We start from the raw sequence: 16,709 nt of genomic DNA on the forward strand, positions 1-16,709 counted from the left end.
TTAATGGATTAGACTAAATAACAAGCTTTCCTATTTCTGTTTTAATTTGCTCTAACTGCTCTCTTATTACAGCATCTTTAATATGACTTAGTAAGAAATCTATTTGAATGATTTCATAATGAATAAATTTAGGACTATACAGCAATGTGAATACGTGTTTAAATCTATCTATTACCTGAAGTTCTATATCTGGTTTAAAATTACTTTTTAGGAGTATTAAACCATAACTAGCTTCTGCCATACCAATAAGCACAGAGATATCTAAATCTGTTTTATCATAATCTTCTAATTCATTATAAAAATCTAGAAGATAGCTTTCTACGTCTACAATGTTTTCGAAAGCCTTACTCTTATTCATTCTGTCTAATAGTTTCTCTTGTCCTAATTGCTCCAGAATATGACCAATAAAAATCAAATTAGACATGGCATCTAGCGAACTACCATGATACCGATCTACTGCTGCTTTATAGGAATGTTCATAAAGATGAAATGCTTTTTCTAAATAGTTAATTTGCTCTGTTTTCTTATTAAAATGTGTGGAAGCTAACTTATATGCATTGGCTACAATATTTAGTCTTGTTGGATTTTTACCAACGAGTATTAAGAATTCTATTTCGTTTAAATCTTCCTGCATATTCTCTGCGGTTAGATTATTTGTTTTAATAATGCAATATTGCTCCAAAGCTTCAATAGAGAAATTACCACTTGTGTACAAAAACAAGTCTTTAAATTTTTGAAGTGCAATTTCACTTTTTCCTAATTCATTATATACCAAAGCTTCTTTTTCTAACACTTTTGCATCTAACAGATTCGCTTCTTCTACTTTTAGCAAGATCCTTCTAATTTTTTAAGCGCCTTATTGGTATTGTATTTTCTGTCTCGAATAGCAATTAGTAAATTGTCTAAATCGGTATAAATTTGTGAAGGAATAATATACTCTAGTTCATCCTTCATGGATTTCTTTCTGTTATTAAATCTGTAAAACTGATTTCCATAACATTGATAAGCGCCCCAAGTACTAGATCTTTGGTGATTTTGATAACAAGCTAATCTTGCTTTCTGTACAGAGGTTCCAAAGTCATAACCTTCAAACATTCTTTTATAAAATACTTCTGAAAACGTTCTTGCGGCAGCATCATCTACAGCCCAACCAGAAATAACAATAGCCTTCACTCCCATTTCTATTAATTGCGTACCAATATTGGCTGCCAATAAATATCTATTTTTTGTAAATCTTTCGTCCTCTACATCTATCACTCCAGAATAGCAACAATTTATAAAAACGAAATCTGGAACGTATCCTATTTGTTTTATCATCGCTGGGTCTATAGTAATACCATCTCCTATTGCAATACCTATATTATCGTTTTCTACATCATACAAACCATGACCAGAAAAATGAAGTATCTTATATTTTCTATTAAACATTTCCATCATAATAGTTTTTGCATTACTATTTATAAAGGAATATGCTTTAAACCCATTATGAATTAACTGACTGTTTAGCCACTCTGCCTCTTCTTTGGCAGCGGATAATTGCGGCAGACTATCGCTATGGTAATTAGGATCACCAACAACAAAGACATTATTATTGTTTAATGCTACTTCCACATAATCGTCGGAATTATCAATAACTAATTGTCTAATAAAACTAGATGTTACGGAAGCTGGAGTATCATCTGTTTCCGAATCATGTAATAGCTCCCAAGGTATTTCGGCAGCAGCCTTATCCAATTTGATAATCATATTGGTTTGATTTCTGAAGATATCTTTAAAGTCATTAGGAATTAGCATTTCAAAGAGTGTCTTAGACAACGATTTATCCCAGAAGGATTGATACGAATTTTCTTTTAATAAATACTTAATTTTATCCATACCAATGCCAATCATCTCTTTTTCAATTCGAGCTAATCCGTTAGATGAAAAGTATTTAAATCCGTCTATAACTTGTTTTTTATTTGCATCTTTTATAGGTTTAATAACACTACTAATATGCAAATTGTACCACCAATTGTATTGGTTTTCAGTAAACATTTGTTTTTTCTTAGCACCAGATCTAGAGACAATTCCTTTGGTTAAATTAAAGGAAATTCTATTATCATTATCCTTATCCTTTAGTCTACTCAAACTAAAATATGCCTGACTAGCTGTAGACTCATAATAATTTACGATTTCTAAATTTTTAATCGGTTTTAAGCCTTCACCACGTTCATTAATGTATGTGTTTGCAGCAGAAAGTCCTAATAGAATTCCCTTGACAGAATCTTCGATAGGTAGTTTACCATAACCAATACCGATTAGTATTACCGAAATGCCGTTAGCAAAACGCTTCGCTTCGGGTAATGTATAATTATCCCGCATAAACATGGCGTATTTTAAAGCCGCTAGCTTTACTGTTTTTGCTAGCAAGAAAGTAGTTAACTCACTGTTATCTCCTAGTCCGCAAACAACCGCTCCTTTAGGCTGCGTTTTCAAATTAAAGAATACTTCGCTCTCTCCTATTCTTCCTGGATAATAACCAATATCCATACGTTGTGACAAACGATTGTTTAAATATCCATCTAAAGCTTTTTCTGCACTTAAAATTAAATCCATAAAAAAGTGACCAACCATTACCGGATAAGAAGATACTTTTAAGTCACCATTAACTACAGTAACATTAATACGTTCGGTTTCTATTTCGGATACGGTTTCGCATCCAAAAACAGCGTTTACCACATCATCTTCATTGTAAAGTGGTTCTGCATACTCGTACGATTCACCAATAATTTCACCACTTCTAGAAATGGGTTCTTGTGTTTTTAATCTATTGGTACTCCCTGTTTCTATGATGTCTTTAATACCTTCAAAAATATAGGTTTCATTTGCTAAATCGCCATGAGACGTATTCGAATAATATAGATTTTTAGATCCTTTTAATTGTTTCGGAATTCCGGTTTGCCACGTTACACTACCATCTCCATTAGAAGTTGTTTTATATACGAGCTGATCAAATTTTGAAAAAAGTTTATCTTTAAACTTATAGTCAAATACAGTTTTCTCCGCTTTTCCGCAGATATAATATACATTTTCAAAAAATCGATTATCACTCTCTACACCATCTAAAAAGGTGATAATTTCCTCTCTAAATATCTGAAAAGTATTTAAGGATTTCTTATTGGTGTTCACCGAAGGAATATGTTTTAAGTTTGCTTCTTTGTCTAAGGCTTCCCAAAAATCGGTTTCCCAGAATGCTCTTTTTCCTTGTTTTTCTATCGGAAGTAATTCAAACACACCAGGGAATTTCCAGAAAATTTTCAATAAATCTTTTCTGTTATTTTTAAAATCAATGGCAGCCAATTGTTTTACACGTTTACTATGCCCTGTTAGCACTTCCATAATAAGATACGAACCCAACCAAGGTGTCCCCAACATTAAAAACTTATTCGTTTTATTTTTTGAAAACTTTTTCCAAATGTCTGGATGAGAGATCATGCATTGACGCACTACCAATCCTCCCATAGAATGGGCAACAATATTTATATTCACATTGTCTCCTACCAAATCATTAATTATATCTGCTAATTCTTGTGCAGCTGGAGCAACCGATTTTCGCCAATCAAATTCTAAAGTAAAAACATCATAATCGGAAGAAAAATATTCCGCTATTTTTAAGTAAAACTTCTTAATAACTCCTGAAGCAGCAACTTTAGTAGCGTTTATATTTAAGTCGTTTGGTATTGCTCCTTTATTAAGGTTTCGCATATTCACCCATTGCTCTTCGTCATTACTACTTAGGCTAGAACCCATTATTCCTGGAACTATAATAACGACATCTCTAGTAACCGATTTTGGTTTTAATGAAAACCCTTCCATAGAGAATAAATCCAACACAATACCACGACTACCTTCTGTTTGAATAATTTTCTTATAGTTAATTACAGGGGTTTCACTTGTACATGTTATGGCTTCGATAATGGCACTTTGCGAATTCAAATTTGAAAAATACTTAAAATGATTCGTATCTCCTCCTTTGGATATATATTCGAAAACACCATTTTTTCGTATGACACCATGAATCATTCGGGCGGTATCTACTACCAAATCATTTGGCGCTTGATAAAATAAATTAGCAAGAATGACTTTTAGCGAGTCAAAATTAATTCCGGAGACATCCGAATCTCCCGAAATAACATATAAATCATTCATTACAAAAGTATCTGCAGCATTCATCATTTTTTGAAAGGACGATTCTGGCATCATACTGTTTAATCCTGGTAATACTTCTGGATTTTCTTTCTGACTGATTAATTCTAGTAAAAAAGATTTCACCACATTATACATCGGATTACTAACACCAAAAGCTAAAGACACCGCGTTAAGTAATAAATTAAAAAAGTGATCAATTCTTCTGGATAAAATAGTGGTTCCACTTGCGGGAGAAGCGACTCTAATTACCTTATCAATTTTAAGTCGTTTAGAGGTTACCACTTCATTAATCTTCAACATTAAATTATAAGATGCTTTATCTTCTTTTTTAAGAATACTTAGCTCATTCTCACTAAATCCTATTTGCGATGTATAATTTCTATAATCGCATTTGGCAAGTATATCTGCAACCAAACCACCTCTAGAATGACTAATAATATCGATACTACATTCGTCTGGACAATTATTCAGAAAATCTAATGCATTTTGTAACGGACTAATAGATAAGGTATAATGTTCTAATGCAATGATGTTATCGTTATAATAATCTTGCATCTCTTGCCAAGCTTCACTAGTTTTTATGCTACTAAAAGCATCTATAGTTGTAGATAACGTACCATGTATTAAAAGCAAGTATTTACTTTCTGCCATACCTTTTAACGGAGACAGTCTAAACGCACTATCTACATTATATAATCCTGGAAATGGTTGTATTTTTTTATCATAAGTCTTGGCCAATGCACTCATAGATACTTTAGCCAAATCTTTATTGGGACTAAAAACACTAAATAATTTTACTAAGGCTCTACTGATTAACCCTCTAGATTGATCCTGACTTGAAATTTGTGTTTCGAATAAATAATCGGTATCATTAACCGATCTTTTTTCTAATGTTCCCGGATCATATATCTCTTGTATATCTTCGGCATAACCAATCCACTCGGTATTATCAGAAAACTGAATAGACAGTATATCTTCGTCTTCAATATCTATGATTATTGCCTTATTCTCTGATCTTGTAGAAGAAACTTCAATAATGGTTTTTAATTGAAATTTAGAATTCAGGTATGCAGGTAAGATGGTATCTGTATTGTCTAATTTTATTTCGTTTCCGTATAATTTCGCTTTTTTTATCATTCTATTTAATTTATAAGGTTAAAAAACGCATCGTCTTTACACAGATAAATAACGATCTGAATAGACAATAAGATTAAAATGCTATTAATTAAATAGGGATTGTAAAAGACTTAAAATTAAGACCTTATAAAAATACGAAAAATAAAGTTTAAATTATAAATGATTTTATATTACCTCATAAAATCTTTTAAGGAATACAGAAAACAGCAAATAAACTTAAATATAAATTAAAAAAAAACGCAACCTAAATGGTTGCGTTTTAAATCGATAATAGTATAAATATTACTATTCTATTTTTTTACCAGGAACTACTTGTCCGCCTTGGTATAAAGTCATACTCGTTATTTCACCAGCTTCATCTGCATTAAAAACCACGCTAGCTTCTACAACTTTAAAATAAAATTTATTTACTTCTGAAGCAAAAATTGGAAACTGTGGTTGCCCAGTTGCTTGCGCAAATAACTCATTCTCCTTTCTTGTAATAGTAACTATAAAGTTTGGCGCTAATTCGTATTTACCTGCATAGGTATCTAAAACCTCGGGAGCGACATCTACATTTTTTACTGCAGCGGTAACCCCTAAGCTTTCTAATACTTCAATAGCAATAACATTTGCTGGATTGAGTTCTACAGACTTACCATAGTTCTTCTTAGCCAAAGTAGAATCTCCCACTTTTAAATACGCTTCACCTAGTGAATCATAAGGATTCGATGCGTTTGGAAACATCTCTACATTCAATTTAAAAATGGCTAAAGCGATATCATTTTTATCTTTATTAAGATAACTATACCCTAAACTATTTAACTCTCCTTCATCAAAATTAAAACTGTCATCTGCTGCTGCTTTAGACTTTCTATATAAAGCAATTCCACTTTCAATACCATTAGCTTCAATTTCATTTTCAATCTTTACAGCTATTGATTTTTTAGGCATTTCTAATACTGCAGTATCACCCAATAATTTAAATCCGATGGCATTTATGTTTTCTTGTGTATTGGTTAATACGACCACCCCTTTATTCGTTCCTTTTAAAAATCCTGCAAACGAAATATAACCACCAGTACCTCCATTATGCCAAACTACAGTATCGTCTAATCCGTAATGCCAAGCCATTCCCATAGAGAAATCTTGCGCTTCATTTTTATACGCAACTTCATGCGTCATTTTCATAGCGTCATACATTGGTGAAGGCGTCATGCCCATATTGGCGTTTAAATACTTAACCATATCACTCGCGGTAGATCGAATGGCACCTGCTCCGGCTAATGCAGGAAGATCCCAATTCTCCACTTCCACACCTTTTGCATGTCCTTTAGCTAAATGGGCTTTCATATTATCTGTAAATACCACACGTGTATCCTTCATGTCATACACATTTGCAATACGTTCGACTAATAAATCTTCAAAACTCTTATCATTTATTAATTCTAAAATATGGCCTAACATTCCCATTCCAAAATTAGAATACTCATATAGTGAACCAATATCTCGAGTTAATTCGACATGAGACATAAATTCATAAGCCATGGGAATCGTATAATCTGCATACGGATTATTTGGGTTACTTGGTTCAAAATTATCTGGCATTCTTGGTAATCCCGAAGAATGCGTAGCGATATCTTTTACTGTAATTACCCTATTGTTTCGTGTTGGTACTGTTACTCCTTCAGGGAAAAATTTCTGAATAGGATCGGATAATTTCATATTTCCTTTTAGCACTTCATCTGCAACCATAATAGTTGTAAATGTTTTAGAAATAGAACCGATTTCAAAAACGGAATTTTCATCCACATCCGATCCGTTTTCTAAAGCTGTTTTTCCATAACTGAAATATTCAACTTTATCACCATCTACAACGCCAACAACGATTCCTACATTAATATGGTTATCAACTCTTGCTTTAATATGGTCTTTGACTTCCGTAGAAATTAGAGCATCTTGTGCTTGTACTGAAAACCCAATAAAAATAAGGCTAAATCCAAATAATAGTTTTTTCATAATGGCGTTTGTTTTTAGTGTTTCATATTGATAATCTATTTGTTAGACGTCAATACAATAAGAATTGTTACAACTACAACGCATTATCCATAATATCCTTAACACATTCTGGATTTAACAACGTACTGATATCTCCAAGGTTATCGGTATCTTTCTCGGCTATTTTACGTAAAATACGACGCATAATTTTTCCACTTCGTGTTTTTGGTAATCCTTCTGTAAATTGAATTTTATCAAGTTTAGCAATTGGTCCTATTCTATCTGCAATCATTTGATTAATTTCTTTTTCAAGATTATCATGATTTCTGCTTTCTCCTGCATCTTTTAAAGTAATATAACCATATAACGCACTTCCTTTAATATCATGAGGAAAACCTACAATAGCACTTTCTGCAACTGCTGGATGCTCATTAATAGCATCTTCAATTGGCGCTGTACCTAAATTATGTCCGGATACAATGATTACATCATCTACACGTCCTGTAATTCTATAATAACCTACTTCGTCTCTTAATGCACCATCTCCTGTAAAATACATGTTTTCAAAGGTGGAAAAATAGGTGTCTTTATACCGTTGGTGATTTCCCCAAATGGTTCGTGCAATACTAGGCCAAGGGTATTTTATACATAAACGCCCTTCTACTTGATTGCCTTTAAGTTCTTCGCCGTTTTCATCTAATAATGCGGGTTGAATTCCTATAAAAGGTAAAGTGGCATAGGTTGGTTTTGTTGGTGTTACATACGGAATTGGAGTTATCATAATACCTCCTGTTTCAGTTTGCCACCAAGAATCTATAATTGGACTTTTCTTTTTTCCTATATTATCATTATACCAATGCCATGCTTCTTCGTTTATTGGCTCTCCAACACTTCCTAAAACTTTAAGCGAAGATAAATCGTATTTTTCAACCAATTCAACACCTTGTTTTGCTAAGGCACGAATTGCTGTTGGTGCGGTATAAAACTGATTTACTTTATGCTTATCGACAATATCCCAAAAACGACCAAAATCTGGATAACTAGGTACGCCTTCAAATAGTACCGTAGTTGCGCCATTACATAAAGGTCCATAAACAATATAACTATGTCCTGTAATCCATCCAATATCTGCAGTACACCAATACACATCATTTTCTCTATATTGGAACGCATTTTTAAATGTGTATGCCGTATATACCATATAACCAGCTGTAGTATGTACCATTCCTTTTGGCTTACCTGTAGATCCTGAGGTATATAAAATAAATAACGGATCTTCCGCTTGCATCACTTCTGCTTTACATTCATCTGAAGCAGCATCTAATAATGGTTGTAACCATTTGTCGCGGCCTTCTTTCATGGTTATATCGGAGTTAATTCGCTTTGCGACTAAAACCGTATTTACTCCTGGACAACTTTCTAAAGCTTCATCTACAATGCCTTTTAAATCTATCGTTTTGGATCCTCGATACGAACCATCTGCAGTAATAACGATTTTACAATCACTATCATTAATTCTAGTTGCTAAAGCTGTGGATGAAAATCCTGCAAAGACAACAGAATGTATTGCTCCAATTCTGGCACATGCCAAAACAGAAATTGCTAATTCAGGAATCATTGGTACATAAATACAAACACGATCTCCTTTTTTTACACCTTGCTCTTTTAACACATTTGCAAACTGATTTACACGATGGTATAGTTGATTATATGTAATATGTTCTGCTCCTTCCTTTGGATCATTTGGCTCAAATAAAATAGCCGTTTTATCTCCTCGAGTTGCTAAATGCCTGTCTATACAATTTTCAGTAATATTTAATTGTGCGCCTTGAAACCATTTTATCTCTGGTTTTTTGAAATCCCATTCTAAAACTTTATCCCATTTTTTTCGCCATAAAAAATGTTCTTCGGCTATTTCTTCCCAGAAATTCTCAGGGTTTCGGACGGATTTTCTATAGACTTGATAGTATTCTTCTAAATGTTTTATGTGATAATTACTCATATTTTGTTTGTTTAATATTATTTATGAATCCCAATACTATAGGTTTGATAGACGGTTTTGATTTCGATTATAATAGCAACATCATCAATAGTAGATGGTACATTATACTGTTGCTCGTCTGCGATATTACGCAACAATTTACGAAGAATTTTCCCACTTCGTGTTTTTGGTAATCGGTCTACAATTAATACATCTCTAAAGGATGCAACTGCTCCAATTTCGCGACGTACATCTTGTATGATTTCTTTTTTGATGGTTTCTTCATCATCGTATTCTCCCGATTTCAAGACCACTAAACCAAGTGGTTTTTGACCTTTAATCTCACAATGCACACCAAATACAGCGCATTCTGCAACTGCTTTGTGTGAAGCTACAATTTCTTCCATTTCGGCAGTAGATAATCGGTGTCCTGCAACATTGATAATGTCGTCTACTCGACCGGTTATAAACACATAACCGTCTTCATCTTTATATCCACCATCTCCTGAAAAATAATAACCTGGAAAACGGTCTAAATAACCAGATTTAAAACGCTCAGGATTTCCCCAAAGGTTACTTAATGTTCCTGGTGGTAATGGTAATTTTACTGCAACGTAACCTTCCACAGAAGATTCTACTTCTTCGCCTTCTTCATTTAAAATCTGAATATCATAACCACAAACAGGGAAACTCGCAGAACCTGGTTTTACTTCTTGTAATTTAACACCAACCATATTCGCTATCATTGGCCATCCACTTTCCGTTTGCCACCAATGATCAATTACCGGAACTTTTAAATGCTCTTCTGTCCATGTTAAAGTAGCTACATCACAACGTTCTCCTGCTAAAAATTGATATTTCAAACAAGATAAATCATATTGTTTTATTAGGTTTCCGTTAGGGTCTTCTTTTTTTATCGCTCTAATTGCTGTTGGTGCAGTAAACATCACTTTTACGTTATGTTCACTTATCACGCGCCAAAAGGTAGATGCATCTGGAGTACGTATTGGTTTTCCTTCAAATAGAACGGTTGTATTTCTATTTAATAATGGTCCGTATACAATGTAACTATGACCAACAACCCAGCCCACATCACTTGCAGCCCAAAAGGTATCCCCTTCATTCACACCATAAATGTATTTCATAGAGAATTTTAAAGCAGTTGCATAACCGCCTGTATCTCTAATAATTCCTTTTGGTGTTCCTGTAGTTCCTGAAGTATATAATATATAGGAAGGATGTGTAGATGCTATAGAAATGGCTTCAATAGAAGGAGAATCTTTCACTAAAGTGGTATAATCTATATCGTAGCTTTTCTTCGGAATCTCTACACCTAATTCTCTATCAAAAACAATCACATGTTCTGGTTTGTTTTCCGCTTTAGCAATTGCTTGATCTACAAAGGGTTTATACGGAATAATTTTCTCAATTTCAATACCGTTGGATGCAGTAATAATTGCTTTTGGTTTACAGTCGTCTATTCGAATAGCTAACTCATGTGGTGCAAATCCGCCAAATACCACCGAATGGATTACTCCGATTCTTGCACATGCTAACATAGCAAATGCAGCTTGCGGAATCATTGGCATATAAATAATACACGTATCTCCTTTTTGCAATCCTAAACGTTGCAATCCACCAGCAAGTTTAGATACTTCCTTATGTAATTGATTAAAAGTTATATGTTGTTTTGTATTGGTTACTGGAGAGTCATAAATTATAGCATTTTGATCTCCAAAGCCATCTTTAATATGTTTGTCTATGCACAAATAACTTAAGTTAAGTTGTCCATCTTCAAACCATTGATCATAGTTGTGTTTATCCTTTGACAAAATAATTTCTGGATGTTTAAACCAATCTAGTTGATTCGCTTGTTCCTTCCAGAATTGTTGCGGATACTGAATACTTTTTTTGTAAAAATCTTGATAGAACATGGCTACGCTTTTTTAGAATTAAATAAACCAAACCAATTGGGATTGAGTATTTTCAATTTGATAAGCGCCCAAATTATAACCACAAAACAAAGACCCATAACTATAGATAGCATAGGACTTACGGTGGTTTGATTTTCAAATTTAAACCTTAAAAAAAGCGTAGTAATAATGTAGATACTAATTATAATATCTGACGCTAATGGGTTGATGTGAAATTTCATGTCTTTAAACTTTAATTAAACTTAGTTTGTTTGCACACAAAACCAATTTTAAATAAACTTAAAAAACGATTTCTAAGTTACTAGTTCCATAATTTCTGAAACTATTTTTTTTACTGAAAAAGGTTTTGTTAAATATTTATCTGCTCCAAGTCTCAAACCCTTTTCAATATCTGAAGCTTTATTTTTTGCAGTTAAAAATACTACTTTGGTATCTTTTAAACTGTCTGTATTTTTAATATGTGTTAAGGTTTGATAACCATCTACATTTGGCATCATAATATCCAACAAAACTACATTAGGAATATGATGTTTTAATATCTCTAAAGCCTCACTTCCATCTCTTGCAATAAACACTTCAAAATCTTGTTTTTTGAAGGTATATTCTAACGACATTACAATATTTGGTTCGTCGTCCACAATTAAAATTTTCTTCTTCATACTTTACGACAACAATTTACTTAAATGGTAGCGTAAAAACAAGTATTGCACCATCTTTTTTACCTTTTTTAGCCCAAATTTTTCCGTGATGTTTATCTACTATTTGTTTTGTAATAGCCAAACCTAAACCACTACCTTGAGGTTTACGTGTATTTTGATCTTTAGACTGATAAAATTTATCGAAAATAAAATCGTGATCTTCTTCCGGAATCCCCTTACCATTATCGGTTACAGAGATTTCCACAAAAGCATTACCAAGTTTAAAATCTATTTCAATTATTCCTGTTTTAGGGCTACAAAACTTAATTGCATTCGAGAGTAAATTGGTTAATACTTGTAAAATGCGATCCTCGTCATAATTCGTGCTAAATGCATGGGTATTTTTATTTATGATTTGCACTTCTTTTTTGGCTGCTATTTGTGAGATACTACTAATGGCTTTGGTGATGGTTTTTTGAATATCCTGGTATTGCATATCCAAATTAAGACGTCCCGTTTCCAACTTTTCAAAATCTAGAATATTGTGAATTAATCGTCCTAAACGATCAGAATCTTGGAGTATATTCTTTAAAAATTGTGCCTTGATATCTTTAGGCATATCGTCATCTTCATCCATCAACAACTCGGTTGCAGCGCGAATACCAGTAATTGGTGTTTTAAGCTCGTGAGCAACGGTGTCTAAAAATTCGTCTTTTTGCTTGTCTTTACTTATTAATTCTTTATTCGCATCCTTAAGTTTTGAAGACAACTGAGATAGTTCATTTGATTTTTCTATCAGCACTTTATTACTAACAATATTTTCTTTAGATTCTTCTAAAATCTTCAATACTTCCACCAAACTAATCTGTTCTTCTTTTACCACGCTTGCAATCAGTATTTTAGCCGAAGCAGAACCAATGCTTCCGGTAAGCAGTTTTTCAGAAAAATTAATTAATCGTGCATCTGCTAACTGCGTGTCTTGTGGTAATTTGTATTTGGTAAAGAATATGGTTAATGCACGAGTGGCTCTTTTTTCGCCTAAAAATCGAACAAGTACGCTTTTAATATCCGATACATACGCTTCCCCTTTCCAAACCAAAGCACTGTCTTGAAGGGAGGAGAAGTTTTTACTATCGACAAACATTTCAGCATAATTACGTTCGCGATAATTTCCTTTAGAAATTAAAGAAAACACCAAATAAGACATCATATTAAAAGTCATACTCCAGAAAAATGCATGCGCTGGCGGACTTAAAAAATCGATACCAAACAAAGCATAAGGTTTTAAAGCAGAAATACCCATTAAACCATATTGTGTAAAATCGTCTGTTCCTGTATACACACGAATGGTAAAAGGCAATACTAAGGTATAAACGGCGATAAAAAACCCAACAATAATACCTATTATTGCTGCTTTTGAAGAACCTCTATTCCAAAACAAACCAATAAAAAACGAAGGAGCTAATTGAGAAATAATAACAAATGAAATTAAGCCAATAGAATATAACGAGAGTTCTTTTGAAAATAATACATAAAAGAAATACGCTGAAATTATAATGGTGAAAATAGAAATACGACGAATATTTTTAATGTATTTAGAATTTCGCTCGGGTTGATTTTTAATGAATTTATCTAGAAATCCATAAGGAATAATCAGGTTGTTACTTACCATAGTAGATAAGGCCAAGGTGGATACAATAACCATGGAAATCACTGCTGAAAATCCTCCTAGAAAAACAAGGGTTGCAAAAAAGGAGTTTCCGTTTTCTAAAGGTAACAACAAGGAATAATATTCGGCATTTTCGGTAGAACCGAAAGTTATTTTTCCTGCCCAAGCAATAAATATAACAAAGAGGTTAAATAGTAATAAGTACAATGGAAACAACCAAATTGCTTTTTTTAAATGTTTTTCTCTATTGTTTTCTAAAACCGAAACTTGAAACTGTCTGGGTAGTAAAAAAATAGCCATAAAAGATAAACCGATTAAGAAAAACCAATTAAAACCATCTTCTATTCCGCCAAGTGTGGTAAGTTCTTTAAAGTTTGGTGTCACTGAAATTTTATTATAAATATCTGTAGTACCATCAAATAAATAATAGGTAACATATATTCCGATAGCTAAAAAGAATACGAGTTTTAAAACCGACTCGAAAGCCACTGTAGCAATAATACCTTTGTGTTTTTCGGAAGCATCTGTATTTTGTGTTCCAAAAAAGGTTGCAAAAATAGCTAATATTAAAGCGACATAAAATGTAGAATCGTCTATAACTGTTGTGGAGATATAACTGGTATCATCCGACATGATCTCAAAAGTTTCGGAGACTGCTTTAAGCTGTAGTGAGATATATGGCAATGTACCGAACAAACATATAATAGTCACTAACGCACCAAGAAACCTATTGTTTCCGTAACGCAAGGAAATAAAATCTGCTATAGAGGAGATTTTATGCTGTTTAGAAATTCGGATAATTTTTCGAAGCACCACAATCCACAAAGGAGCAGCAATAACAGGACCTAAATAGATAGGTAAAAAATTAATTCCGGAATTTGCTGCAATTCCAACGCTTCCGTAATAGGTCCACGCAGAACAATACACTGCTAAAGACAAGGTGTACACGTATGGATTATTCACCCATTTACTTTGGCGTTTTTTTTCAGCAAGAAAAGCAATGTAAAATAACACTGCTAAATAGATGATGATAATTATTATTAATGCGTAATTATTCATAATGGCGTTTTAATACGATATATGAAATTACGATGGATAATAACCAGATAGAAAATATGGAAAAATATAAGGTTGGGATCCCCAAAATGGCTCCTTCAAAATTAAAGATTAAGATGAATGGTATATTAAAAATAAGAAACAATGCTATCGATAATACGACAAGCTTTTGTTCGTGGCGTTTTTTCATGGATTGGTTGTTTTTCATTTCCGCGAAAGCGAAAAAAATAATAACTTTACTAATATAAGAAATCAGCACTACATAAATGTAATGCTGATTTGCTAACTAACTAAATTAAATTAAGTTCCCTATTTTTTAGCAAAAGCTAAAAGAATATAAGACAAAACTCAATATTTTAATGGTCTGAAGCTTCACCTGCTCCAGAAGGTATTCTTATACTCTCCACCATATCTTGTACATCTTGTGGTGGCGCTGGCGTCATACGTGAAACGACTAATGAAATTACAATATTTACGCACATTGCAATAGTACCAAATCCTTCAGGAGATGTACCAAACCACCAATCTTCACTTGTTCCTCCACCAAACATGTTCAGTTTAAATTTCATCATGTAGAATAACATTAAAACGATACCCACAATCATACCTGAAATAGCACCTTGACTATTCATTCGTTTATCAAAAATTCCTAGAATAATAGCTGGGAAAAAGGAGGCTGCTGCGAGACCAAAGGCGAGCGCGACGACTGCTGCTACAAATCCTGGTGGATTAATACCAAAGTAACCTGCAATTAATATTGCTACAAAAATGGAAATTCTTGCTGCTGTTAATTCATTTTTATCTGAAATATCTGGCTTTAATTGTTTTTTAATTAAATCGTGAGAAATCGATGTGGAGATTACTAAAAGCAATCCTGCTGCTGTAGATAATGCTGCTGCAAGTCCACCGGCTGCTACTAATGCAATTACCCAATTTGGTAAATTAGCAATTTCTGGATTTGCTAATACCATGATATCTCTATCTACATACAATTCATTTTCAGCATCACTAGCGTTTGCTACCATACGTTCTCCATGAGCTCCTCTTGCATCGGTATACACCGGTTTCTTACTCGATAAAGCACTTCCTGCTACATATTGAATTTTCCCATCGCCATTTTTATCTGCCCAAGCAATTAATCCAGTGTCTTCCCAGTTTTTAAACCATACCGGAATTTCTTTGTATTCTTTATTACTTACCGTTTCTATTAAATTTGTTCTAGAAAACACTGCAATTGCAGGAGCTGTTGTATATAAAATTGCGATTAAGAATAACGCATAACCTGCAGATTTACGTGCATCTTTCACTTTAGGCACTGTAAAGAAACGCACAATTACGTGAGGCAATCCGGCTGTTCCTGTCATTAATGCTAAAGTAATTGCAAATACATCCCATGTAGATTTTGTTCCGCTTGTGTATTCGTTAAAGCCGAGTTCTGTATGTAATAAATCTAATTTATCTAGCAGAAAAGCGCCACCTTCTACTTTTCCTCCCATTCCTATTTGCGGAATGATATTTCCTGTCATTTGCATCGAGATGAAAAATGCAGGAACCATAAAAGCAAAGATTAAGACACAATATTGTGCTACTTGCGTGTATGTAATTCCTTTCATTCCTCCTAAAAGAGCGAATGTTAGTACTACGGTCATTCCAATAAGTACTCCTAAATTAATATCTACTTGTAAGAATTGAGAAAACACAATACCTACACCACGCATCTGACCTGCAACATACGTAAATGATACAATTAATGCGCAAATTACTGCTACGGTTCTAGCGGTGTTTGAATAATATCGATCTCCAATAAAATCGGGTACGGTGAACTTACCAAATTTACGTAAATAAGGAGCTAATAATAATGCAAGTAATACGTATCCACCAGTCCAACCCATCAAATACACAGAGCCATCATATCCTGAAAAGGAGATAATTCCTGCCATACTTATAAAGGAAGCGGCACTCATCCAATCGGCTGCAGTTGCCATACCATTTGCTAAAGGAGAAACACCTCCACCAGCAACATAAAATTCTTTTGTTGAGCCTGCTCTCGCCCAAATTGCTATTCCAAAATATAAGGCAAAAGTAATCCCTACTAATAACCATGTCCAAAATTGTACACTCATAATTTT

Annotated in this window: 8 protein-coding genes; all 8 read right to left on the reverse strand. The window is 33.4% G+C overall.

The window, feature by feature from the left end:
• Positions 1 to 13 precede the first annotated feature (13 nt).
• Positions 14 to 832 carry a hypothetical protein gene (locus tag AMD28_RS05965; protein ID WP_055443245.1) on the reverse strand — a complete coding sequence of 273 codons (819 nt, stop codon included), beginning with the start codon at positions 830 to 832 and terminating at the stop codon, positions 14 to 16.
• Positions 826 to 5,325 (reverse strand): CHAT domain-containing protein, encoded by a 4,500-nt coding sequence (locus AMD28_RS05970; protein ID WP_055443246.1) that lies wholly within the window; start codon positions 5,323 to 5,325, stop codon positions 826 to 828. The genes AMD28_RS05965 and AMD28_RS05970 overlap by 7 nt, the downstream gene beginning before the upstream one ends.
• A gap of 285 nt (positions 5,326 to 5,610) precedes the next feature.
• Complete coding sequence (locus AMD28_RS05975; RefSeq protein ID WP_055443247.1) at positions 5,611 to 7,323, reverse strand: serine hydrolase; 1,713 nt, start codon at positions 7,321 to 7,323, stop codon at positions 5,611 to 5,613.
• A 73-nt stretch (positions 7,324 to 7,396) separates the two neighbouring features.
• Complete coding sequence (acs, locus tag AMD28_RS05980) at positions 7,397 to 9,304, reverse strand: acetate--CoA ligase (protein ID WP_055443248.1); 1,908 nt, start codon at positions 9,302 to 9,304, stop codon at positions 7,397 to 7,399.
• A 17-nt stretch (positions 9,305 to 9,321) separates the two neighbouring features.
• Positions 9,322 to 11,217, reverse strand: a complete 1,896-nt coding sequence (locus tag AMD28_RS05985; RefSeq protein ID WP_055443249.1) for an acetate--CoA ligase — start codon at positions 11,215 to 11,217, stop codon at positions 9,322 to 9,324.
• 293 nt (positions 11,218 to 11,510) lie between these two features.
• Positions 11,511 to 11,876, reverse strand: a complete 366-nt coding sequence (locus AMD28_RS05995; RefSeq protein ID WP_055443251.1) for a response regulator transcription factor — start codon at positions 11,874 to 11,876, stop codon at positions 11,511 to 11,513.
• A gap of 16 nt (positions 11,877 to 11,892) precedes the next feature.
• Positions 11,893 to 14,583 (reverse strand): sensor histidine kinase, encoded by a 2,691-nt coding sequence (locus AMD28_RS06000; RefSeq protein WP_055443252.1) that lies wholly within the window; start codon positions 14,581 to 14,583, stop codon positions 11,893 to 11,895.
• 353 nt (positions 14,584 to 14,936) lie between these two features.
• Positions 14,937 to 16,703 carry a sodium:solute symporter family protein gene (locus tag AMD28_RS06010; RefSeq protein WP_055443254.1) on the reverse strand — a complete coding sequence of 589 codons (1,767 nt, stop codon included), beginning with the start codon at positions 16,701 to 16,703 and terminating at the stop codon, positions 14,937 to 14,939.
• Between the last annotated feature and the right edge of the window lie 6 nt (positions 16,704 to 16,709).

This window comes from Lacinutrix himadriensis (assembly GCF_001418105.1).
GTDB lineage: Bacteria > Bacteroidota > Bacteroidia > Flavobacteriales > Flavobacteriaceae > Oceanihabitans > Oceanihabitans himadriense.